This window comes from Mycetocola sp. 2940, assembly GCF_040548835.1.
Lineage (GTDB): Bacteria > Actinomycetota > Actinomycetes > Actinomycetales > Microbacteriaceae > Mycetocola_A.
On sequence record NZ_JBEPSK010000001.1, the window covers coordinates 330,875 to 353,397 of the forward strand.

General features: G+C 65.4%; 17 protein-coding genes and 4 tRNA genes. 10 read left to right on the forward strand and 11 right to left on the reverse strand.

What is annotated here, in order from left to right:
* The first annotated feature begins 89 nt into the window (after positions 1 to 89).
* Together ABIE24_RS01595 and ABIE24_RS17650 are read left to right on the forward strand one after the other, a co-directional pair.
* Positions 90 to 4,781 carry an OmpL47-type beta-barrel domain-containing protein gene (locus ABIE24_RS01595; protein WP_354496146.1) on the forward strand — a complete coding sequence of 1,564 codons (4,692 nt, stop codon included), beginning with the start codon at positions 90 to 92 and terminating at the stop codon, positions 4,779 to 4,781.
* A 90-nt stretch (positions 4,782 to 4,871) separates the two neighbouring features.
* Complete coding sequence (locus ABIE24_RS17650) at positions 4,872 to 5,207, forward strand: DUF6907 domain-containing protein (RefSeq protein ID WP_502916220.1); 336 nt, start codon at positions 4,872 to 4,874, stop codon at positions 5,205 to 5,207.
* On the opposite strand, the gene ABIE24_RS01600 is transcribed toward ABIE24_RS17650, so the two are convergent.
* The 5 genes from ABIE24_RS01600 to ABIE24_RS01620 form a co-directional block, all read right to left on the reverse strand.
* Positions 5,164 to 5,811 carry a response regulator gene (locus ABIE24_RS01600; protein WP_354496148.1) on the reverse strand — a complete coding sequence of 216 codons (648 nt, stop codon included), beginning with the start codon at positions 5,809 to 5,811 and terminating at the stop codon, positions 5,164 to 5,166. The genes ABIE24_RS17650 and ABIE24_RS01600 overlap by 44 nt on opposite strands.
* The gene (locus tag ABIE24_RS01605; RefSeq protein WP_354496150.1) at positions 5,805 to 7,253 is read right to left on the reverse strand and encodes a sensor histidine kinase; all 1,449 of its coding nucleotides are present in this window, start codon (positions 7,251 to 7,253) and stop codon (positions 5,805 to 5,807) included. Before ABIE24_RS01605 ends, ABIE24_RS01600 begins: the two co-directional genes overlap by 7 nt.
* A 594-nt stretch (positions 7,254 to 7,847) precedes the next feature.
* A tRNA-Val gene (locus ABIE24_RS01610) sits at positions 7,848 to 7,919 on the reverse strand.
* Between the two features lie 35 nt (positions 7,920 to 7,954).
* A tRNA-Cys gene (locus ABIE24_RS01615) sits at positions 7,955 to 8,025 on the reverse strand.
* Between the two features lie 53 nt (positions 8,026 to 8,078).
* Positions 8,079 to 8,150: transfer RNA gene (locus tag ABIE24_RS01620), tRNA-Gly, on the reverse strand.
* 183 nt (positions 8,151 to 8,333) lie between these two features.
* Here ABIE24_RS01620 and ABIE24_RS01625 point away from each other — a divergent pair.
* Both ABIE24_RS01625 and ABIE24_RS01630 read left to right on the forward strand, forming a co-directional pair.
* Positions 8,334 to 8,406: transfer RNA gene (locus ABIE24_RS01625), tRNA-Val, on the forward strand.
* Between the two features lie 54 nt (positions 8,407 to 8,460).
* Positions 8,461 to 9,342, forward strand: coding sequence for an aminoglycoside phosphotransferase family protein (locus ABIE24_RS01630; RefSeq protein WP_354496152.1), 882 nt, complete (start codon positions 8,461 to 8,463; stop codon positions 9,340 to 9,342).
* A 58-nt stretch (positions 9,343 to 9,400) separates the two neighbouring features.
* Here the strand turns inward: ABIE24_RS01630 and ABIE24_RS01635 are convergent, their stop codons facing one another.
* From ABIE24_RS01635 to zapE, 5 genes are all read right to left on the reverse strand, one after another.
* Positions 9,401 to 10,561, reverse strand: a complete 1,161-nt coding sequence (locus ABIE24_RS01635) for a ScyD/ScyE family protein (RefSeq protein WP_354496154.1) — start codon at positions 10,559 to 10,561, stop codon at positions 9,401 to 9,403.
* A 194-nt stretch (positions 10,562 to 10,755) separates the two neighbouring features.
* Positions 10,756 to 11,427 carry an endonuclease/exonuclease/phosphatase family protein gene (locus ABIE24_RS01640; protein ID WP_354496429.1) on the reverse strand — a complete coding sequence of 224 codons (672 nt, stop codon included), beginning with the start codon at positions 11,425 to 11,427 and terminating at the stop codon, positions 10,756 to 10,758.
* A 57-nt stretch (positions 11,428 to 11,484) separates the two neighbouring features.
* On the reverse strand, positions 11,485 to 12,012 hold the full coding sequence (locus ABIE24_RS01645; RefSeq protein WP_354496156.1) for a type II toxin-antitoxin system PemK/MazF family toxin: 528 nt from the start codon (positions 12,010 to 12,012) through the stop codon (positions 11,485 to 11,487).
* An 88-nt stretch (positions 12,013 to 12,100) separates the two neighbouring features.
* Positions 12,101 to 13,333: an ammonium transporter gene (locus ABIE24_RS01650; RefSeq protein ID WP_354496158.1), complete on the reverse strand. Its 1,233-nt coding sequence runs from the start codon at positions 13,331 to 13,333 to the stop codon at positions 12,101 to 12,103.
* A 163-nt stretch (positions 13,334 to 13,496) separates the two neighbouring features.
* Positions 13,497 to 14,534, reverse strand: a complete 1,038-nt coding sequence (gene zapE / locus ABIE24_RS01655; RefSeq protein WP_354496160.1) for a cell division protein ZapE — start codon at positions 14,532 to 14,534, stop codon at positions 13,497 to 13,499.
* Positions 14,535 to 14,680: 146 nt separating this feature from the next.
* On the opposite strand from zapE, the gene ABIE24_RS01660 reads away from it, so the two are divergent.
* Positions 14,681 to 15,577 (forward strand): sulfurtransferase, encoded by an 897-nt coding sequence (locus ABIE24_RS01660; protein ID WP_354496162.1) that lies wholly within the window; start codon positions 14,681 to 14,683, stop codon positions 15,575 to 15,577.
* A 60-nt stretch (positions 15,578 to 15,637) separates the two neighbouring features.
* Positions 15,638 to 16,072, forward strand: coding sequence for a SufE family protein (locus ABIE24_RS01665; protein ID WP_354496163.1), 435 nt, complete (start codon positions 15,638 to 15,640; stop codon positions 16,070 to 16,072).
* A gap of 2 nt (positions 16,073 to 16,074) precedes the next feature.
* Here ABIE24_RS01665 and ABIE24_RS01670 read toward each other — a convergent pair whose 3' ends face one another.
* Entirely contained in the window at positions 16,075 to 17,262 is a 1,188-nt protein-coding gene (locus tag ABIE24_RS01670) for an alpha/beta hydrolase family protein (protein ID WP_354496165.1), read from the reverse strand.
* A 40-nt stretch (positions 17,263 to 17,302) separates the two neighbouring features.
* On the opposite strand from ABIE24_RS01670, the gene ABIE24_RS01675 reads away from it, so the two are divergent.
* The 4 genes from ABIE24_RS01675 to ABIE24_RS01690 all read left to right on the forward strand — a co-directional run bounded on the left by ABIE24_RS01675 (position 17,303) and on the right by ABIE24_RS01690 (position 22,496).
* Positions 17,303 to 17,884: a DUF3000 domain-containing protein gene (locus tag ABIE24_RS01675; RefSeq protein ID WP_354496430.1), complete on the forward strand. Its 582-nt coding sequence runs from the start codon at positions 17,303 to 17,305 to the stop codon at positions 17,882 to 17,884.
* Entirely contained in the window at positions 17,877 to 19,076 is a 1,200-nt protein-coding gene (locus ABIE24_RS01680) for an HRDC domain-containing protein (protein WP_354496167.1), read from the forward strand. The genes ABIE24_RS01675 and ABIE24_RS01680 overlap by 8 nt, the downstream gene beginning before the upstream one ends.
* A gap of 73 nt (positions 19,077 to 19,149) precedes the next feature.
* Positions 19,150 to 20,346 carry a thiolase family protein gene (locus ABIE24_RS01685; protein ID WP_354496169.1) on the forward strand — a complete coding sequence of 399 codons (1,197 nt, stop codon included), beginning with the start codon at positions 19,150 to 19,152 and terminating at the stop codon, positions 20,344 to 20,346.
* A 5-nt stretch (positions 20,347 to 20,351) separates the two neighbouring features.
* On the forward strand, positions 20,352 to 22,496 hold the full coding sequence (locus tag ABIE24_RS01690) for a 3-hydroxyacyl-CoA dehydrogenase NAD-binding domain-containing protein (protein ID WP_354496171.1): 2,145 nt from the start codon (positions 20,352 to 20,354) through the stop codon (positions 22,494 to 22,496).
* Positions 22,497 to 22,523: the final 27 nt, after the last annotated feature.

Sequence of the window (22,523 nt, forward strand, 5' to 3'; positions counted from 1 at the left end):
CTGTAACGCTGGCCCTCGGAGCAGGCGCGCCCGTACCGTCGAACGATTACTCGACCCGTGCGCCCCACACGCAAGCCAAAGGACTTCTCATGATCGACGTCGGAAACGGCCCGCTCCAGGCTCCACATGAGCCGACACGCAGACCGGTTCTGCGCAGCCGAATCTGGAGCACCGTCGCCGCGGTGCTCGTGCTTCTCGCGAGTGGGCTGAGCGTTCCGCCTGCGTACGCGGCCGGAACCAGCGCGAGCTTTTCGGGCGGCGGCGCCGGGACGGCAACCGTCGGCGGCGTGCTCTATGCGAAAGCCGGCGCTGCGCTGACTTTGACGCTGACCACTGATGGAGCGACGTGCATCAGCGGCGTACCGGCTGGTTTCACGGGTGACCTCACGTCTGAGACCGTGAAGCAGACGTGGGTTTTCAGGGGCCCGGCCGACTCGGTCAACGGTGCGAAGGCATACACCCTCAACGCGTCGAACGCCTTCAACAAAAATGGCAACTGCACAGGGCCGAGCACAACCGCGCAGACCCTCTACCAGGTCGACAACACCGCTCCCGTGATCACCGGCTCCCTGTCCCCCGCCCCGAACGCGGCTGGCTGGAACAACACCAACGTCACGCTCGCCTGGACGGCCACCGACTCCGGGTCTGGCGTGGCCACAAGCCAGCCGTTCTCGACGTCGACGATTTCGGCTAACGGGATCAGCACGATCACTTCACCCGGTCAGAGCGACCGGGTCGGCAATGTCGGTACCGGATCGATCCCCGTGAAGATTGACAAGTCCGCGCCCACGATCAGCGCTACCCAGGTAAAGAACCCCAATGGCACGACAACCGTCGCCTTCGACTGTCCGGACTCCTTGTCGGGAGGCGGCGCATCGTCGGGCACCGTGACCTGTCTCGCTGATGGAACGAACTCAAATTCCAGGACTGTGCAGCCGGGGACCGTTGTCGGCGGCACGGCAACGGACGCAGCAGGGAACATCGCCCGGTTGTCGGTCACCGTCGCGGCAGGCGACACCACGGCGCCCCTGCTCTCAGGTGCGCCGAAGACGGCACCCAACAGCGCCGGATGGTACGCCGGAGACGTTCCCGTCCGCTGGACGGCGAGCGACCCCGAGTCGGGCGTTCCTTCGGCTGTCGCCGACACAGTGATCACCGGAGAAGGCAGTGGCCTGACGAGCTCAGCATCCGCCGTCAACGGCGCCGGGCTGACCACGACCGCCACGAGTACTCCCCCGGTGAATATTGACCGGACCGCTCCGACCACCGGTATCGACGGCACGTCGAACGAATGGGTGAACGACGCTGTCACCGTCGCCCTGGTCGCTGCTGACAACCTGTCCGGCGTAGCCAAGACCCAGTACCGGATCAACGGGGGCCCGCTTCAGACTGGCGCCAGCTTCACCCTCGACACCGAGGGCGCATACACGATTACCTACTTCAGCACCGACACGGCCGGCAACACCGAGCAGCTCCAGACCGCGGAGGTCCGAATCGACACCACGGCACCGAGCATCCGGCACGGTTTCACCCCGTCGGACTACACCGGCGGTACGTGGACCAACACGGATGTCACGGTCACCTTCACCTGCCTCGACCAGGGATCCGGAGTCGCCGAGTGCACTCTCCCAACCACGGTCACCGCTGAAGGCACAACGACGGTGGACGGCACTGCAACCGATGAGGCCGGCAACACCGCCACCGACTCCGCCACAATCCGGGTCGACAAGACGGCACCGGCTCTCAGCTCGAAGATCCGCGAATCGAAGAACGCCGCCGGTTGGTACAACAGTGAGGCCACCGTCGACTTCACCGCGACCGACGAACTGTCAGGAGTGAACGACGCACCCGACAGCCACACCTTCGGTGAGGGCGCGAACCAGTCCACGACGGCCACCGCTACGGATGCCGCCGGCAACAGCACGAGCGTCACGGTCTCCGGCGTCTCCGTCGACACGACCGCGCCGGTACTCACCGCCAAATTCACCAGCGGGTGGCACACCGACGATGTGACGGTCGCGTGGACCTGCACCGACGCGCTCTCCGGGCCGACCGCTCAGCCCGAGGACGACATCGTCCAGGGCGAGGGAAGCAACCTGTCGTCAACCGCCAGCTGCGTCGACGTCGCGGGCAACACGGTCACCACGACGGTGACCGGCATCGCGATCGACCGATCCGCTCCCACCACCGCCGCGAGCATCCCGGAGATTCCGGCGAGCAGCTGGTTCGCCACCGCGGTTCCAGTGACCCTTACCGGGAGCGACAACCTCTCAACCGCTGTGACCACCCAGTACACGGTCGACGGAGGAAGCGCCACGGCATACGACGGCACCTTCGAACTCTCGAGTGACGGTGTTCACGAGATCATCTTCTGGAGCACCGATGAGGCAGGCAACGTCGAAACCGCCGGAGACGCTCTCACGGTCAAGATCGACCGGACGGCGCCGACCACCACGGTGATCAACCCGATCTCCCCGGAGACCGGATGGTTCACGACCAGTGGAATCCCCGTAGGGTTCAAGCCTTCGGACAACGGCTCCGGTGTCGCAGCCACCTACTACACGATCGACGACGGCCCCCGGAAGACCTACGGTGAACCGTTCACCGCCGACCTGTCCACGGGAACCCACACGATCACCTTCTGGAGTGTCGACATCGCAGGCAACGCGGAAGAAAGCGCCAGCACGAACACGGTGTCGGTGAACGTCGACACGATCGCTCCGACGATCTCCGGTCTCGCGTCGCCTCAGGCGAATGCCGCAGGCTGGAACCGGACGGATGTCGACGTGCGGTTCACCTGTGACGACGTCGGTTCCGGGATCCGTAGCGGTGTCGCCGGCTGTGCGGGCGACACCACGAAGACGAATGAAGGAGCAGGCCAGAGCGTTCAGGGCGATGCTGTGGACGTTGCGGGCAACCGCAGTCAGGCAGTCGTCGATGGCATCAACATCGACAAGACCCGGCCGACCCTGGTCGGCATCCCCGCAACCCCCAACGCCGCAGGATGGCACCGGGGCGATGTTCAGGTGGAGTGGGTCGGCGACGACGGGCTCTCCGGGCTCGACCCGGCGACCCAGCCGGAAGCCAGCACTGTCACCGGTGAGGGTGTCGACCTCGGCGCCGGACCGGTGACGATTCGCGACAAGGCGGGAAACACGAGTGAGGAGGCATCCGTTCGAGGCATCAAAATCGACCGGACGTCTCCGGTGGTCACCGGCCAGCCCACCACCGAGGCGAACAGTGTCGGCTGGTACCGTGGCGAAGTCACCGTTGACTTCAGCTGCAAGGACGCTCTGTCCGGGATCGGATTCTGCCCCACCAGCCAGGTGCTCAAGAGCGACGGCGCCAACCAGTCCGTCACGAGCGAGCCGTCGGTCGACAAGGCAGGCAACTCGAGTGCAGGCGCAAAGGTCGGCGGGATCAACATCGACGGCACTCCGCCCAGCTCGACCAGCAACAACACCTGCACGGCGGTCAACGACTACTGCAAGGGTGACACCGCCACGGTTGTGCTGAACGCGGTCGACCAGACTGGGCTCTCCGGAGTTCAGGAGATCCGGTACAGCGTTGACGGTGGCCCGGTCCAGGTGACCGCGGGAACGAGCGCATCGGTCGAGGTTCCCTTGACCGGCAGCGGCACGGGAACGATCACCTACTACGCGGTCGACAAGGCAGGAAACGTCGAAAGTCCGAACGCGGTCGCACTCAAGTGGGACAACATCGCTCCTACGGTCAGCCACTCTCTGTCGCCCGCACCGAACGCCGATGACTGGAACAACTCCACCGTCACCGTCCAGTTCTCGGCAAAGGATGACGACAAAGGCTCGGGCGTCGCGTCCATCAGCCCATCCGTCATGGTCTCGGCTGAAACGTCAGGCAAGGTGATCACCGGATCTGCCAGAGACACGGCAGGGAACGTGGGAACCGACTCCGTCACCGTCAAGCTCGACAAGACGGCGCCGGCGATCAGCGGAGCTGTGACGGCAGGAAACCTGACGGCGAGCGGCTGGTACAGCGGACCCGTCACGGTGACCTTCATCTGCTCGGATGCCCTCTCTGGAATCGCGGCCTGCCCCGACCCCGTGATCCTCTCGGCGAACGGCACGAACACGGCAAGCGGAACGGCGACCGACAAGGCCGGGAACACCCGGTCGGTCGTTGTCGACGGAATCCAGATCGACCAGGAGAAGCCGGCGCTGACAGCAGCAGACGTGAACGTCCAGGGCCGCATCTACACGCTGGGCTCCACCCCAGCCGCGACCTGCACCGCCACAGACGAATTCTCCGGCGTGGCATCCTGCTCGGTGACCGTCGCCGGTGGCACCTCCAACGGCGTCGGCTCGTGGACCTACACCGCGACCGCGGTCGACAAGGCGGGAAACACGACGACGATCACCGGAACGTACCGGGTCATCTACCGGTTCGAAGGGTTCGCGCAGCCGATCAACGACACCGCTCACCAGATCGGAACGTCGACCAGCGTATTCAAGGCAGGAAGCACCGTTCCGGTGAAGTTCCAGCTGAAGAACGCGGCGGGAGCGTCAGTCTCATCGACGGTCGCGCCCACCTGGCTGACTCCGGTGAAGGGAAGTGCGATGACGGCGGCTGTCGACGAGTCGGTGTACGCCGTGTCGGCTGACAGTGGAAGCGTGTTCCGCTTCGACGCGGCCAGCGCGCAGTACATCTACAACTGGAAGACCGGGACGGGTGGGAACTACTGGCGGGTGGGCGTCAAGCTCGACGACAGCCAGACCTACTACGTCAACATCGGCCTTCGCTGAAACGGGGAACCGGGCCCGCCCGAACGGGCCCGGTTCCTCTTACTCACCGCAACACCCCCAGGGGGCTGGGCCCCACCGAAAGGACCTCAGATGTCCCGGTCAGACAGTGCAGAATCCGTCACCGACATCACCGCGCGGTCTGAATGCCCGTGCTGGTGCGTCACCCGACACGACGCGGCGCGCGGGGAAGACGATTGGGTGCACGAGGGTGCGCCCCTCGACGTGGAAGACGGGGTGGTTGCGCGGCTCTGTATGTCGGTGGATCCGATCAGCGGAGCCGCGGATGGGCCTTACGTCGTCGTCGGTTCGCGTGAACTGACCGTCGATGAAGCTGAGGCGCTCGGCGTCTCGTTCATCGGCCTGGCACTGACGGGGGCGTCTTCTACTCGTCACGGAGCAAGCGGAACGCACTCTCCCGGTCGCTGACCGAGAGTTTGCGGAGGACTGCAGACACATGCACCCGCACTGTCGTCGGCGACACGAACAGTCGCTTGCTGACGTCTTCGGTGGAAAGCCCCTGGCTCAGCATCTCCATCACTTCCCACTCCCGGGCGCTGAGCTTCGACACGGCCGCTGATTTGCGCATGAACCGACGCTTGGTCGGCCCACGGAACTCGTCGAGAATCCGGGTCACGAGAGTGGCGGGCATGGCCGCCTCCCCCCGCAGCACACTTCGCAGGGCGTCCGGCAACAGCGTGGGGTCGGTGTCCTTGAGAAGGTATCCGGACGCCCCGGCTCGAAGCGAATCGAAGAGATCCTCGTCCTCGGTCGACTGGGTGAGCATGACGATCGCCGTTCCAGGAACGTCGCGGCTGATCTGCTGGGCGGCATGGATGCCGTTTCCCGGCATGTGAATGTCGAGGAGTGCGACATCGGGCTGATGCTCGATGGCGAGGCGGACAGCCTCATCGGCGCTGGCGGTCTCGCCGCGAACGTCGCAGCCGCCTTCTTCGAGTGCGAATCGGATGCGGGCCCGCAACGGTTGATGATCGTCTGCCATCACCACACTGATCCGGTCTGTCGTCACCATGTCACCGTCACCACACTTCCCTGTCCGCTTTGCGAGTAGATCGTGAATGTTCCGGGGAGCAGCTCTGCCCTCTCCCTCATGCTCGTCAGCCCGTATCCCGACGCCGAGGCGAGCGTTGAGGCCAAATCGAATCCGGTGCCGTCGTCTGTAACCGTCAGGCAGCGACTGTGGCCGGTCTTGGTCAACATGATGCGCACGCGTTGGGCCTTACCGTGGCGGACAGCGTTTGAGACGGCCTCGCGGGTGATCCGCAGCACGGCATGCTGCTGTTCGGCGACCGCCTCGACCGAGTCGTCGAGATCGACTTCGAGGTCAACGCCATGGCGTTCGGCGAGCTCCTGAGCCGTACGGTGCAGCATGAGGCCGAGCGGCTCGTCCCCGGTCTGGCCGAGCGCCTGGAGTGCCGCCCGAGCTTCGTCCAGCGCACGGTTGCACGCGCTGACGATACGCACCGGCGTCGCTGAAGGCTCCGTCAGGGTGAGGCTCTGTGACTTGATGAATGCGAGTTCCTGGATCACGCCGTCGTGCAGTTCCCGGGCGAGGCGCCGGCGATCCTCCAGGACGGCTACACCTGCCTGGGCGTTCCAGTACTGGCGGATTTCGCGGGTGGCCCCAACGAGGAGCAGGAGGTAACACGCCGTTCTGAAGACATCGCCTGCATACAGCCATTCGGTATGGACTTCGGGGAAGAGCGCATAGTTCACCCGCGCGAAACCCGCGAGAGCGAAGGCGGGTGCAGTCCAGCGAAGGAGCGGGTCGAGGGACCACGACGACCGGTGTGCAAAGGCGATGGATGCGACGAAGAACCACAGCCCGACCCACCAGTGGCCGGCGACGACGAGCGGGTGGCCAGCCACCGTCGATGTCTCGCCCGCCGAAAAGAAGCTCGACAGTTCATCCTCGTACGAGCTGATTACCGTCAACAGAACGCTGAGCAGACAGACCTCGGTCACCACGGAGATGCCAGACCACTTCCGGGTTTCCGCTCGCCGGATCGGCGGAGCATCCACGAGAGCCGCTGCGGCGATGAGTACGGCGGCAACCGACAGGACGGCGACAGGAAGCCATATTCCGGCCGCCTGTACGGGGGCGCCACCAACCGTGTCTGTGAGGATCGTCACCCCGAGTCCAGCGAGAGCGAGCAGCACGAGGCCATGGGTCAGGAGGAGGTCCTGAAGTCGTCCCTGACGGAGGAACCGGCCGTGAACGAGATAGGCGGCGAGCAGGGCGATGCAGGCGTTCACCGCGTCGAGAATGACGTCGAGCGCGAAGCTGCGAACGCCGGCACCGAATGAAAAGTTCACCAGGGGAAGAGTTGTGACGACGATTCCGGCCACCCAGACCGTTCCGAGTAGCGTCAGGTCCTGCGCTCGGGGTGACAACGTGCGTGCACGCTGGCTGGGTACGACACTGTCGATGTCGTCATCTCCGGCCCTCAGCACGACACTGTCCGTGAGCGTGCGAAAGCCGTGGGCTCGGGATCACCCATGGAATGTGCCTTGCCTTAGTCATCGGCGCTTGTAGGGTCAAGCGCTCAGTGATCCGAGTGTAGGGTCCCAGCTTTTTCACAGGCAGCCCCCCTTGGAGGGACGTGAGTATCGCTCAATTTGCGCCTGCGGTCAACCGCGTCGACGCAAGAAAAGCCCGGACGTTTTGTCCGCGGGGTGGAGCGGCATCCGTCGTTCCGGTGACGCAAACGCACCGAATGCTGGCGCATCGGTGGTTCCGGTGACGCGAATGCACCGAATGCGGACTCATAGGGTGCTTTTGCGTCACCGGAGTGTGTGCCGCGGGCCGGCCTGCCGTCCGTCTGCGGGAGGTGGTGCGGCATCCTGGTTCCGGTGACGCAAACGCACCGAATGCTGGCGCATCCGGGGTTCCGGTGACGCGAATGCACCGAATGCGGGCTCATAGGGTGCTTTTGCGTCACCGGAGCGCCGCTGCTGGAGCGCGGCGCATGCGGTCCAGGGGGCGCCGGTTCTATCCGGCCGTTAATCAGAAGTAGCCCGGACATTTCTGTCCGGGCTATTTCTCTGTGAGCGATACTGGGATCGAACCAGCGACCTCTTCCGTGTCAGGGAAGCGCGCTACCGCTGCGCCAATCGCTCATGCTACGTGCCATGATAATTCAGTTTTGAGTGTGAGGTGGCGACGGGATTCGAACCCGTGTGGACGGCTTTGCAGGCCGCTGCCTCGCCTCTCGGCCACGCCACCGCGTGTGGTTGCCCACATGCCGTGGTCAACCCGAAGGCTAACCCCAACACTCGAGCGGATGACGAGATTCGAACTCGCGACCCTCACCTTGGCAAGGTGATGCGCTACCACTGCGCCACATCCGCATTTGCTCGCATTCCTGCGTGCTTGAAAGACTCTACTTGATGATGAGCCGAGAAACAAAATCGAGTTACCGCGTTGTCATTTCGCGGCGGAAAGACGCGAAAACGGATGCCATGTGGTTCGCGAGGGCAGTCCGGTTCCGGTACGATAAGACGTCGTTGTGAACCGCCAGGTTCGCGCGAATTGGGCGATTGGCGCAGTTGGTAGCGCGCTTCCTTCACACGGAAGAGGTCATCGGTTCGAGTCCGGTATCGCCCACAACGAAAGGCCCGCGGATTCCGCGGGCCTTTTTTCTGTCAGGGACGAGAACGCATGACCATGCACGACGACGAAGTCGCGATCGACGCGAAGCTGGTGGCCCGCCTGCTCGCCGACCAGGTCCCGGATCTCGCACGCCTGCCGCTTCGGGAGGTTCGGTCGACGGGAACCGTGAACGCCGTGTTCCGGCTTGGTGAGAATCTTCTTGTCCGCATCCCCCGCGTGCCCCGGTGGGCGCCCGATCTCGAGCGGGAGCTGACGTGGCTGCCGGTGCTTGGGTCACAACTGACGCTTCCGATCCCCCGCCCGGTGCGCGCGGGCTCCCCCACGGCGTTCTACCCGATGCCCTGGGCCATCTACGAGTGGATCGACGGCTCGCCGTACTCGGACGACGGCGTCGACGACGAGGTGCAGGCGGCCAGGGACCTCGCGCACTTTCTCACCGAGTTGCGGGGTATCGCCCCCACGAATGCTCCTCCGGCGGGGCGAAGGCCGCTCCGGGAACTGGATGCCATCACGCGCGACGCCCTCGCGGCATCCGCTGGCGTCATCGACGCAACGGCAGCAACCGCGGCCTGGGACGAGGCGCTCGAGACACCGGCGTGGACGGGTGCCCCGGTGTGGATCCACACCGACCTGCTTCGGCCGAACCTCCTTGTGGCCGACGGCCGGCTGGCGGCGGTTCTCGACTGGGGAGGGGCCGGGGTTGGCGACCCGGCTGCGGATGTGATCGCCGCGTGGAGCGTCTTCGGCCCGACCGGCCGGCGGCAATTCCGGGCAACGCTGCGGGTGGACGACGGGACATGGAATCGCGGGCGTGGCTTCGCCCTGCACCAGGCTGGGCTGATCATTCCCTACTACAGCGACACGAACCCCCATTTCGTGCGCACGGCTGTGAGGACAGTCCGTGAGATCCTGTCCGAAGAGGGCCGCTGAGGCAAAGAAGTGCCGTGCGCCGGTCAGTGGCGCACGGCACTTCCGCCTGGTTGCGCTGCTAGCCGAGATACGCCTTCAGCGACTTGCCGGTCAGGCCCACCTTGACCAGCTTGCCGATCGGCTGCGGGCCTTCCGGACCGAGCACGAAGGCATCCTTGGTGAGGTAGAGGTTCTTCCCTGAGAGTTCGATCGCCGCCGGTGACGAGACCGGGAACTCTGCTACCGCTTCGCCGCCCCACGGCGGGATGACGGATACCTGTCCTGTTCCGTCCGCACCTCCGAACATCTCGGCGACGAACACAACACCCTTCTTTGAGACCGCGAGGCCCGTCGAACCGACAAAGCCCGTGGCGAAGAGTTCAACGTCGCCGGTGGAGGGGTCGACCCTGTATACCGCTCCACGCTCGCCAAGGCTTGGGTCCTCAGGCCCACCCGGAAGCGTGGTGACGTACAGCCAGCCTCCCGGACCGATTTCGACGTCGGTCGGCACCGGCTCGAACCGGTAGGAATAGCCGATGGCGCACTCGGGGAAGCCGTACAGAGCGATGACCTCGGCGGTCGTAACGACCGGCTCCGTCGGCGGCAGCACGGCAACGGTTGAAACGTCTCCGTCGTAACCCACCTTGAGAATCGCGTTCATCCCGGCATCCGCGACGTAGATCCCGTCCTTCGTCGCCAGTGAGGCGTACGGGTGCGTGTCGATTGCACCCGCGTAGGTGGGCTGCAGGAACGGCTCGGCGGCGGGCTCGAACTGTGAGGCGCACGACTCCGGCAGGTCCACGAACCCATACGTGTTCACGGCGTCAGGATTCTCCTGGTCCTCGTGGGCGCGGAGGTCCGCCACCTGCACCGGTGCACTCCCCTCGGTGACGCTCATGAGCACTGAGCGGCTATGGGTGGCATCCGCCGAGACCTGGGCGTAGTACACGGTATTGCCGCGTGTGGTCACGGCACTGATCTCGTCGCCATTGCCGGTGAGGACGTCGACCTGTTCGCCCTTCGCCGTCACCTTGGTGAGGACGCCGGGAAAGTTCTGCGTGATCCACGCCGTTCCGTTGGGTTGTACGTCGAGGGAGAGCGGCGCCATCATCCCGTCGGCGAGGACCTGATGGTCGACGCCGATGGGGGGATACTGACCGCGGGCCGACGCCGGTGTGGCGAGGGCGACTGTCGTGAGAACGGCGGCGCAGACCGCTGCCGTCAAGGTATGAACTTTCACTCGTGCTCCTTTGCGAGGGTGATGACAGAGCAGTCAAGACCTCTTCGCTCGGGCTGGGACTCGCCGCCGGGGGCAGGCTGCGGGTTCGTCACGCGAGTCAATCGTGAGACATGCTCATCTTTTGGAGCACGGTACTGAGGATGAGGCCCGTTGTCGACCCCTCACGCTCGCAGAGCCCCGTAAACAGCCCCTGTTCAGGGAAGATACGACGTGGTGACGAGGATCGCGCGGTGGTCCGACGCCCCTCGTGGAAGCGTCTTCACTTCGTCGATGCCCATGTTCACACTCGTCACGAAATCAAAGTGCCCGCGGAAGATCACATAACGGGCATAGGTCCGCTCGTCACTCAGGGACAGTTCGTAGCCCATCTCCTGGATCCGGCGGCGCAGGTTCTTCTTGAAGATCGGGTAGTTGAAGTCGCCGACCATCACGGTCGGGATGCCTTCGGCAAGCGAGTGCAGTTCCGCGTGGGCCGTCTTGATCTGATGGCGACGCAGCGAGTTCAGTGCGGTCAGGGGCGCCGCATGGAAGGAGGCGACGAGCATCTCCCGGCCGGCCTCCTTGTCGAAGAGCTTCGTCGCGATCAGTCGCTCCGTGGCCGGTGAGAAGAGCCGGTCATGCATCGACTTCTTCAGCTCGAACGCTGTCGTCGTGATCGCTTCGAACCGGTCGACGTTGTAGTAGACCGCCAGTCCGAGCCGGTTCGCCCGGGTGGAGTCGGCGAGGCGCAGATTGCCCACACTCTCGGGCAGGAGCTCGCTGTCGGCCTCCTGCAGGCACAGGACATCGGCTTCGTACAACGTTTCCAGGCCGATCAGTTCGGCGCTTGCAGCATGCTTGCGGAGGTTGTAGCTGATGATTCTGATGAGACTCCCCGTCCGGATCGGTGGAAAAATTCTAACGCGCTTCGGGTGGTGCTCCGTTCAACGCCAGCCGTACCGTGCCCTGATCGCACCGGCCACCTGCGAGAAACGGTCGGCGTCGAGGGCGGCTGCTTCGCGTCGCATCCCGTCGGGATGGACGCGGAACACCCGCTCGATCCCGACCCAGCTCGGCCGGCCCTGGGCGTCCCAACTCCCCCGGCCGATCGACACGAAGTTCTCAGCGTCGCCATGCGGTTTGCTCGTCAGCTGCACCGCAAGGGCCGCTCCGCTCGGCTCGGCGGCGACGAGCAGCACCGGGCGATCCTTGCCCCGGCCGTCACGCTCTTCGAACGGCACCCAGGTCCAGACGATCTCACCCGGGTCGGGGTTGCCGTCCGTCGACGGCACATATGCCATCCGGACTCGGCCGACCCGCGTGGCATCCACTTCGACGGTGGCCGTACTGCCATAGCGTCCCGGTTCCGTCGCACCGTTCGGCCGACCCGGGGAAGCCACTTCTGCCTTGATGTTCGTCGTGCGCATCAGCGACGCGACGACGGAACGGAGGACTGCACTGAAGGATGCCACGGCCTCATCCTACGGCGGGCGGCGGAGCGTCCCCGGAAACGACAAAACGGGATGCCGCGGAAGGCGGCATCCCGTTTCGAGGTGTGATCTAGACGACTTCGAGGGCGTAACCCTCTTCGCCGTGGACCGAGGTGTCGACCCCGGCGATCTCGTCTTCGTTCTTCACCCGGAAGCCGAGAGTCTTCTGGATGGCGAAGCCGACGATGCCGGCGACGAGGAAGGAGTACACCAGCACGGCGAAGGCTGCGATGAACTGAACCGCGAGCTGTTCGAAGCCGCCGCCGAGGAAGAGGCCGGTCTCGGTGGCGAAGAAGCCCAGGTACAGGGTTCCGACGAGGCCACCGACGAGGTGGATGCCGACGACATCGAGGGAGTCATCGAAGCCGAGCTTGAACTTGAGCTCGATCGCCAGGGCGCAGATCGCTCCGGTGATGACACCGAGCAGAAGTGCCCAGCCCGGGGTGAGGTTGGCACACGCCGGGGTGATGGCGACGAGGCCGGCGACGGCACCCGATGCGGCGCCGACCGACGTGGCCTTGCCGTCCTTGAGCTTCTCGATGACCAGCCAGCCGATGATCGCTGCAGCGGTTGCGCCGAGCGTGTTGATCACGATGAGGCCGGTGTTGGCGAGGCCGTTGAGCCATTCGGCGCCGGCGTTGAAGCCGAACCAGCCGAACCAGAGGATCGACGCGCCGAGGAGGGTCAGCGGAACGTTGTGAGGCTTCTGGATGCCCTTCTGGAATCCAACGCGCTTGCCCAGGACAAGGGCAAGGGCGAGGGCGGCTGCACCGGCGTTGATGTGGACTGCGGTTCCACCGGCGTAGTCGATGACGCCGATTCCTGCGTCTTCACCGAAGAGCGCCGTGCCGAGGTTCATGATCCAGCCGCCGCCCCAGACCCAGGCTGCGATCGGGAAGTAGGCGAGAGTCGCGAAGATACCGGCGAACAGCATCCAGGACCCGAACTTGGCCCGGTCGGCGATCGCACCGGAGATCAGGGCGACGGTGATGATCGCGAAGGTGGCGCCGTAGGTCGCACCGAGGAGGTTCGTGTTGGCATCCTCACCCTGCGAGAGGGCCGTGAGCCCGAAGTCGGCGAAGGGGTTGCCGGCGAAGTCGAGCGGGTTGGCGACTGCGCTCATGTTGAAGCCGTAGAGAATCCACAGCACGGTGATGAGGCCGAGTGCGCCAAAGCTCATCATCATCATGCTGATGACGCTCTTGGCCTTCACGAGCCCGCCATAGAAGAATGCGACGCCGGGAGTCATCACAAGTACCAGTGCGGTAGCTGTGATCCCCCAGGCAATGCTGCCGGTGTCCATATCGTGTCCTTAGTTCTCTCGGGTGCATCGGGGCTGCCGACGGGGAACGCTGAGCGTTTGTCGGTGTAGCCAGCATGGATGCCGGACGTTTCGAGAGCGGTGCACCCGATGTTTCGGGTCTGTTACGGCGCGGGTGCCTATGTAAAAAGAAGGTTTCGTGGAGCTACGAGCCCTCGGACAAAGCGACCATGCGCGACATCGACCTGAGGTACTTCTTGCGGTACCCGCCCGAGAGCATGTCACCGGCGAACACCTGGTCGAGTGGGATGCCGGTTGCCGAGATCGGAATCTGGGCGTCGTAGACACGGTCGATGAACGCCACCAGTCGCAGTGCCTCCGTCTGCGAGTGCAACTCGTGGACCTCGCGAAGGCCGATCCGGTCGATGCCGTCGATCAGCTTGATGTACTTCGACGGGTGAACCGTTGCCAGGTGGCTGATGAGCCCGTCGAAGGAGTCGTCTGACATTCGCTCGCCGGCCTGTGCCGAACTTTCGAGCCGAGTGGCGTAGGCAGCGTCGTCGAGATTGCCGGCATGGCCTTCCATGGAGCGGCGGCGGAAGTCGTTGCCGTCGATCCGCAGCGTCGTGAAGTGGCTCGACATCGCGTGGATCTCCCGCAGAAAGTCCGATGCGGCAAAGCGGCCTTCACCGAGTGCATTCGGCGGGGTGTTCGACGTCGCGGCGACGCGGGTCCCTTTGGCCACCAGGTCGGTGAGCAGCCGGGTCATCATCATCGTGTCGCCCGGATCGTCGAGTTCGAACTCGTCGATGCAGAGCAACGCGGACCCGGTGAGCGCGTCGACGGCCTTGGCATAACCGAGGGCGCCGACGAGTGCGGTGTATTCGATGAAGGTGCCGAAGTATTTGCGCGGACCCGGTGCCGCGTGCCAGAGAGCAGCGAGCAGGTGGGTCTTCCCAACGCCGAATCCACCGTCGAGGTAGACGCCCGGCTTGACCTCGGGCTCCTTCTTCTTGCGACCGAAGAACCCGGAGGACTTCGCCGGAGCCCAGCCTGCTGAGAACGCCTGCAGCAACTCCACCGCCTCCTGCTGCGACGCGAAGTCGGGATCAGGCCGGTAACTTGCGAAGCTGGCATCCGTGAACTGGCGCGGCGGCACGAGACTGGCGGCGATCTCCTCGCCGGTGATCGTGGGCGTGCGGTCGGAGATGCGGATGCGTGCCGTCTCGGCAGTGTGGCTCATGGGAGAATACCTCGTGTGTCGAAGTCTTACGGCGCTTTATCCGCTGTCGGGAAAGCTGCGTATTTTCGCAGGAAGAACGAGTTCCCAGCCTAAGGCAGCCGACGCCCTGAACACACCGCGTCGCGGCCCATTGAAGAAGGTAGACCATGCCCATCGAAGCCGACCAGTCCCTCGCGTTCGCCGAGTACGCCCACCCCGAACGCCTGGTCTCCACTCAATGGTTGCAGGAGCGACTTGGCACGGAGGGCCTCGTCGTCGTCGAATCCGACGAAGACGTACTGCTCTATGAGATCGGCCACATCCCCGGTGCCGTGAAGGTTGACTGGCACACCGATCTCAATGACCCGGTGCAGCGCGACTACATCGACGGTGCCGGATTCGCCGAGCTGCTGTCGCGGAAGGGCATCGCCCGCGACGACACCGTCGTTCTCTACGGTGACAAGAGCAACTGGTGGGCCGCATATGCGCTGTGGGTGTTCACGCTGTTCGGGCACCGCGACGTGCGGCTCATGGACGGGGGCCGCGACAAGTGGATCGCCGAAGGACGCGAGATGACCACGGATGCCACCGAGCGGCCGCGAACGGACTACCCGGTCGTCGAACGCGACGACTCGGCCATCCGGGCGTACAAGGACGACGTTCTCGCGCACCTCGGGAAGCCGCTCATCGACGTGCGCTCCCCTGAGGAGTACAGCGGTGAGCGCAACACCGCTCCCGCCTACCCCGAGGAGGGCGCGTTGCGGTCGGGCCACATCCCCACGGCGGCAAGCGTGCCATGGTCCAAAGCGGTCGCCGACGACGGGACCTTCCGTTCCCTCGCCGACCTGAACACCGTGTACCGTGACGGCGCCGGGCTCAAGGACGGCGACGACGTCGTCGCCTATTGCCGGATCGGTGAGCGCTCAAGCCACACCTGGTTCGTGCTGCACTACCTCCTCGGTTTCGACAAGGTCCGGAATTACGACGGCTCATGGACTGAATGGGGCAGCGCCGTCCGGGTGCCGATCGTCCTCGGAGCCGAACCGGGAGAGCTCCCCCGCTGACCGCCTGAGCGGTTGGGCACCCGGCCGGCCGCCAGTTTCACGTGGGAGAATAGGGCCACCATGACCGAGACCCTCCCCGCCCAGCTGGCCGACATCCGTGATGAGTTCCTGGACGTCGACGAGAAGTCGCGCCTGCAGCTCCTGCTCGAGTTCTCGATGGAGCTCCCGGACCTTCCGGCCCGGTACGCCGACCACCCCGACCTGCTGGAGCGCGTGGTCGAATGCCAGTCACCGATCTACATCTTCATGGAGGTCGCAGATGACGGTGTGCACCTGCACGCGACGGCGCCCCGCGAAGCGCCAACCACCCGCGGGTTCGCCAGCATCCTGGCCCAGGCTGTCGACGGGTTGAGCGTCGATGAGGTCCTGGCGATCCCCTCGGACTTCCCACAGATGCTCGGCCTCGGCAAGGCGGTTTCTCCGCTGCGGCTTCACGGCATGAATGGCATGCTCCAGCGCGCGAAGCGGCAACTGACGGACCGCGTAGCCGCCTGAGGTCAGCCCAGCGTCGCGGCCCAGTCCCGGATGGCAGACGACCAGCGTTCCTCGTCGTAGTTCCACAGCTTGGTGTGCCGCGCGCCGGTGAACGGCGAGAACGTGACGAGGTCCGGCCGGGCCGCCGCGAGCTCGTGCGATCCGGATGAGGGCACGAACCCGTCGTCGTCGCTGTGCAGCACGAGGACCGGAACCGAAAGCTCGTCGGCGCGGCTGACCATGTCGAGCCCGGAGAAGTTCACCGCAGAGTCGAGCCCGGTGAGAGCACGCCCCCAGGGGCTGCTGATCGCCGTGATCGCGGCGAGCCTCAACGGAACCGGAATCCTCGTGGCATCCGCCTGGAATTCGAGGACCCGGGCCCAGTCGAGCACCGGAGATTCAAGGGCGATGCCGCGGATCAGACCGGCCTTGTCGCTGCGCAGCGCCGTTTGCAGGGCGATCGTGCCGCCCATCGACCAGCCCATGAGCACCACGTCCCGCGCCCCACCGGCGACGGCCACGTCGAGCGCTGCGTCGACGTCCTGCCACTCGGTGTCGCCGAGCCCGTACAGGCCGTCGGCGCTCGGCGGAGCGTCGCCGTCGTTCCGGTACGACACGAGAAGGGCCGAATAGCCTGCTTCGCGCCAGACCGGAACAGCGCGGAGGCACTCGCTTCTGGTGGTGCCGCGGCCGTGGACGATGAGAACCCAGCGGCCCGTGTCCTCGTGCGCGGGGAACAACCAGGCGGGGGCGTTTCCGGCCGGCGTCGGCACGTCGACGGTGCGGAAGTCGAGGCCGAGTTCCTCAGGACGGGAGTAGTACCAGCCGCTGAAGGTCGCAGGGCCGCTCGCGGGCAGGCCGTCTGGCGGGGTCTCCAGCTGGCGAGTGACCGTCGCATCGTTGGAATTGATGATGTCGCCGAGGCGAAGGTAACGCTCTGGCGCCCCATAGAAGAGGCCGTAGCGCCCGGGCAGCGTGGTGTCAGGATTGGTGCCGAGAGTGATCGTCCCGTTCTCTGCATCGATGGCGACGACGTCGCTCTCCCGGAACCGGGTGCGGGCCGGGGTGACGACGCGTCGTGCGACGGTTCCGATAGCGATGACGGCGCTCCCGGCGAGGGTCAGCAGGATCCCGCCGAAAACCACCGCAAGTCGCCAGTGGCGGGCAGACGGGCGGGGCGATGGCCGGTCGGCGTGGCTGTGACGATTCATTGGCAAGTAACTCTAGTCTGCAAACGTGGCTGATTTACCGATGGGCACCGACGTGCCGGCAGCGTTCCAGAGAGCACTGGATTCCGTTCGTCGTGCCAAGGCGCGCCCCGAACTCGCCGTGACCGAGATTCCCGCGCCCGGCAACCTGGCGCCGTACAGTGTGGCGCTCTCGGCCGACGTCACCCCGTCGAGGCACGGAGCGGATTCCGAACTCGGAACCGGCCGGTTCATCCTGCTCTACGACCCGAGCGAACCCGACGCATGGGGCGGTGCCTTCCGAATCGTCTGCTTCGCACAGGCGCCGCTCGAGACCGAGATCGGCCTCGACCCGTTCCTGGCGGAGGTCGCCTGGTCATGGCTGGTGGACGCACTCAACGCCCGATCCGCCAAGTACAGCTCCGCGTCGGGCACCGCCACCAAGATCATCTCATCCGGTTTCGGGGAGCTCGCCGCGCAGGGCGACGGCGCCCAGATTGAACTGCGGGCCTCCTGGACGCCGCTGGAGGACGACATCTCATCACATGTGGAAGGCTGGGGTGAACTGCTCTGCATGCTTGCCGGGCTCCCACCAACGACCGAAGGTGTCACTCTGTTGTCTAGCCGCAGGACGGCGCGTGACTGAACGCCACGTCATTGAGTCGAGGGACGAATACCTCGACGCCGTGAAAATCATTGCTGCCGGAACCGGTCCGATCGCCGTCGACGCCGAACGGGCATCCGGCTACCGGTACTCGCAGCGGGCCTACCTGATCCAGCTGTACCGCCGTGGCGCCGGTCTGTTCCTTTTCGACCCGCCAGCCGTCGGCCGTTTCGACGAGTTGAACGAGGCGATCGCGCCGGCAGAATGGGTCATCCACGCTGCCAGCCAGGACCTCGCCTGCCTGCGTGAAGTCGGCCTCGACCCGGTTCGGATCTTCGACACCGAGCTCGCCGCCCGGCTCCTCGGCCTCCCCCGGGTCGGTCTCGGCACCGTCGTGGAGGAACTCCTGGGCATCCATCTCGCCAAGGAACACTCCGCAGCAGACTGGTCGACCCGGCCGCTGCCGGCGACCTGGCTGGAATATGCCGCCCTCGACGTGGAACTCCTCGTCGACGTGCGCGACAAGCTCGCCGCCATGCTCGACGAGGGTGGAAAACGTGCGATCGCCGCCCAGGAATTCGAAGCGACACTCGCCCGGCAGCCGAAGCTGCAGCGCCAGGACCCGTGGCGCAGGCTCTCCGGGCTGAACACCGTCCGCGGTGCCCGTAACCTGGCCGTCGCACGTGAGCTCTGGACCGAGAGGGATGCCTTCGCCCGCGAAAGCGACATCGCTCCCGGCCGTCTCGTGCCCGACTCCTCCCTCGTTGCCGCGATCAAGGCTGAACCCCGCACCCGGGCTGCCCTCGCGGCGCTGCGCGAATTCAAGGGCAGGGCTTCGCGGAGCGAACTTCCCCGCTGGTGGTCGGCGATCGAACGCGGCCTCAGCACCGATGACCTGCCGCCGATCCGCGGAGCGTCCGGTGACACCCTGCCGCCCGCCCGAAGCTGGGCGGAACGCAACCCGGATGCCGACGCCCGCCTGAAAGCGGCCCGTGTCGCGGTCGGTGCGATCTCCGAGGAACTGGCGATACCGGTCGAGAACCTCCTGACCCCTGATCTTCTGCGCCGTGTCGCCTGGGCTCCGCCCGAACCGGTCACCCCCGAGTCCGTCGCAGAGGCACTGTCGGCGTTATCGGCCCGGCCGTGGCAAATTGAAGCTACTGCACAGGCAATTGCCTCGGCTTTTGTAGAGTCGAGCCAATCGCCGTCGGAGGCCGAGAAACCCGAGTCGTAGGAAGAATCAAACGATTCCAGGTCGGATTTGGCTCCTCCTAGGATCAGTAGCACTACGAGAAATGGGAGGCAACGTGGCCGAAATAGCCGATGTCTTTTTTGTTGATGGTGTGCGAACCCCGTTCGGTCGCGCCGGAGAAAAAGGCCAGTACTGGAACACCCGGTCAGATGACCTCGTCGTCAAGGCGATGATCGGACTTCTCGACCGCAACCAGGATGTTCCCAAGGACCGAATCGACGAGGTCGCGATCGCGGCCACCACGCAGCAGGGTGACCAGGGCCTGACGCTCGGCCGCACGACGGCCCTGCTCGCCGGCCTTCCGCAGTCCGTCCCCGGCTATGCCATCGACCGGATGTGTGCCGGCGCGATGAGCGCCGTGACGCAGGTCGGAAGCGCCATTGCGTTCGGAGCGTACGACTTCGCGATCGCCGGGGGTGTCGAGCACATGGGCCGTCACCCGCTCGGCGCGAACGCAGACCCGAACCCGCGGTTCGTCAGCGAGAAGCTCGTCTCGGCTGACGCCCTCGACATGGGCAAGACGGCGGAGCGCATCCACGACCGGTTCCCCCACCTGACCAAGGAACGCGCCGACCGGTACGGCATGCGCAGCCAGCACAAGCTGCAGGCAGCGTACGACGCGGGCAAGATCCAGCCGGACCTCATTCCGGTGGCGATCCGGAGCGAATCGGGCTGGGGTCTCGCCACCCGCGACGAAGGCACCCGTCCGGAGACCACGATGGAAGGGCTGGCGAACCTGAGGACGCCGTTCCGCACGCACGGCCGTGTCACCGCCGGCACGGCGTCGCCACTCACCGACGGCGCTACGGTGAGCCTGATGGCCGGCGGGCCGGCCGTCAAGGAATTCAAGCTGAAGCCGAAAATGCGGATGGTGAGCTTCGCCTTCGCCGGTGTCGAACCGGAGATCATGGGCATCGGTCCTGTGCCGTCGACCGAGAAGGCGTTGCGGAAGGCGGGGCTCACGATCGACGACATCGGGTTGTTCGAACTGAACGAGGCCTTCGCGATTCAGGTGTTGTCGCTCCTCGACCACTTCGGCATCGACGATGACGACCCCCGTGTGAACCAGTGGGGCGGGGCCATCGCCGTCGGCCATCCCCTTGCGGCATCCGGTGTGCGCCTGATGACCCAGCTCGCGGCCCAATTCGCGGAGCGACCGGACGTGCGATACGGCCTCACTGCCATGTGCGTGGGGCTTGGGCAGGGTGGCAGCGTCGTCTGGGAGAACACGAACTGGAAGGGAAAGAAGTAATCGCGATGACCGACTACTCCACCATCGATTTCAGCCCGCTGCTCGCCCACGCCACCGACGAAGTCGTCACCCACTCGTTCGTTCGTGACATCGCGCTGCCCGACGGCAGCGTGATCGCCCTGGTCACCCTCGACAACGGAAGGGACCACACCCGGCCGAACACGCTCGGACCGGTCACCCTGCTGGAACTGGGCGGCGTGCTCGACGCCCAGCGCGCACGCGCGGCAGCGAAACAAATCGTCGCCGTCGCCATCACCGGCAAGCCCTTCATCTTCGCCGCGGGCGCGGACCTGAGCAAGGTCAGCGAGGTCGACTCCCTCGACTCGGCGCGCCTTCTCGGGCAACTCGGACACCACGTGTTCGGCAAGCTCGACACCCTCGGGGTGCCGTCGTTCGTGTTCATCAATGGGCTCGCGCTCGGCGGCGGTCTCGAGATCGCCCTGAACGCGACCTACCGCACCGTCGACGCGTCGGCGGCTGGCATCGCCCTGCCCGAGGTCTTCCTCGGTCTGGTCCCCGCCTGGGGCGGCGCCTACCTGCTGCCGAACCTGATCGGCATCGAGAACGCCCTCAAGGTGGTTCTCGAGAACCCGTTGAAAATGAACCGGATGCTGAAAGCGCCGGACGCGTTCGAGCTCGGGATCGCAGACGCGATTTTCCCGGCCGCCTCGTTCCTGGAGAATTCCCTCGCCTGGGCTGGCGATGTCCTCGCCGGAAAGACGAAAGTAGAGCGGAAGAACGCGCCAGGCAAGGTCGAACGCCTGGTCAAGTGGGACGTTGCCGTCGGTATTGCCCGCAAGTCGCTGGAGTCGAAGATCGGCACCGTCCCGGTGGCGCCGTACGTCGCGCTCGACCTCCTCAAGGCAGCGAAGAGCGGCACAAAGGCCGAAGCGTTCGAACGCGAAGACGCGGCGCTGGCCCGGCTCGCCTGCGGCGACCAGTTCAAGGCCAGCGTGTACGCCTTCAACCTCGTGCAGAAGCGTGCTAAGCGCCCGGCCGGGGCGCCGGACAAGACGCTCGCCCAGAAAGTCACCAAGGTCGGCGTGATCGGTGCGGGTCTCATGGCGAGCCAGTTCGCGTTGCTTTTCGTGCGTCAGCTGCAGGTGCCCGTCGTCATCACCGACCTGGACCAGTCCCGTGTCGACAAGGGGATCGACAGCATCCGCGGTGAGATCGATGCGCTGCTGCAGAAGAAGCGCATCTCCCCCGACGAAGCCAACCGCCTGAACGGACTCATCTCGGGCACGACGAACAAGAGCGACTTCGCCGACTGCGACTGGGTGATCGAAGCGGTCTTCGAAGAGCTCGGGGTGAAGCAGGACGTGTTTGCCGACGTCGAGCAGTACCTCTCCGACACGGCGATCCTCGCCACCAACACCTCGTCGCTCTCGGTGGAGCGGATCGGTGAGAAGCTGGCCCACCCCGAACGGCTCGTCGGATTCCACTTCTTCAACCCGGTGGCCGTGATGCCGCTGATCGAAGTGGTGAAGACACCGCAGACCACTCCCGAGGCCCTCGCGACGGCCATGTCGATCGCCGAGAAGCTGCGCAAGAACGCCGTGATCACACGAGACACCCCCGGTTTCGTGGTCAACCGCGTGCTCGCGAAGCTCCTCGGTGAAGCGATGCACGCGGTCGACTCCGGCACCTCGTTCGAGGTCGTCGACAAGGCCATGGCTCCTCTCGGACTGCCGATGCCGCCGTCGCAGCTGCTTGACCTCGTCGGGCTCAAGGTCGGCGCCCACGTGCTCGACACCCATCACAACGCGTTCCCCGACCGGTTCTACCGCAGCGAGAACCTGCACAAACTGGCGGAGTATGGCACCCTGCTCGACAAGGATTCCAAGGGTAAGGTCAAGGGCTTCGACAAGGGCGCGCTGAAGATCATCTCGGGCGGAACCGAACCGCTGACGGCGGATGCCATTCTGCTGCGTCTGGTGGACGGCCTCGCCGACGAGATCCACCGCATGCTCGAAGACTCGGTTGTCGAAGGGCCGGAGGACATCGACCTCTGCATGATTCTCGGAGCCGGGTGGCCGTTCCACATGGGTGGCGTGACGCCGTACCTCGACCGCGAGGGCGCCAGTGAGCGCGTCTTCGGGGGCAGCTTCCACGACCCGCAGGTCCGCGGCATCCGGGACGAGGGCTGACCGGCAAGTCGTTCGCGTTCCAGTGAC

Coding starts and splice junctions, on each gene's coding strand:
- ABIE24_RS01670 (WP_354496165.1), bottom strand. CDS start 17,262: ATGAATCGTCACAGCCACGCCGACCGGCCATCGCCCCGCCCGTCTGCC.
- ABIE24_RS01630 (WP_354496152.1), top strand. CDS start 8,461: ATGACCATGCACGACGACGAAGTCGCGATCGACGCGAAGCTGGTGGCC.
- ABIE24_RS01690 (WP_354496171.1), top strand. CDS start 20,352: ATGACCGACTACTCCACCATCGATTTCAGCCCGCTGCTCGCCCACGCC.
- ABIE24_RS17650 (WP_502916220.1), top strand. CDS start 4,872: ATGTCCCGGTCAGACAGTGCAGAATCCGTCACCGACATCACCGCGCGG.
- zapE (WP_354496160.1), bottom strand. CDS start 14,534: ATGAGCCACACTGCCGAGACGGCACGCATCCGCATCTCCGACCGCACG.
- ABIE24_RS01675 (WP_354496430.1), top strand. CDS start 17,303: ATGGGCACCGACGTGCCGGCAGCGTTCCAGAGAGCACTGGATTCCGTT.
- ABIE24_RS01595 (WP_354496146.1), top strand. CDS start 90: ATGATCGACGTCGGAAACGGCCCGCTCCAGGCTCCACATGAGCCGACA.
- ABIE24_RS01650 (WP_354496158.1), bottom strand. CDS start 13,333: ATGGACACCGGCAGCATTGCCTGGGGGATCACAGCTACCGCACTGGTA.
- ABIE24_RS01665 (WP_354496163.1), top strand. CDS start 15,638: ATGACCGAGACCCTCCCCGCCCAGCTGGCCGACATCCGTGATGAGTTC.
- ABIE24_RS01660 (WP_354496162.1), top strand. CDS start 14,681: ATGCCCATCGAAGCCGACCAGTCCCTCGCGTTCGCCGAGTACGCCCAC.
- ABIE24_RS01600 (WP_354496148.1), bottom strand. CDS start 5,811: ATGGTGACGACAGACCGGATCAGTGTGGTGATGGCAGACGATCATCAA.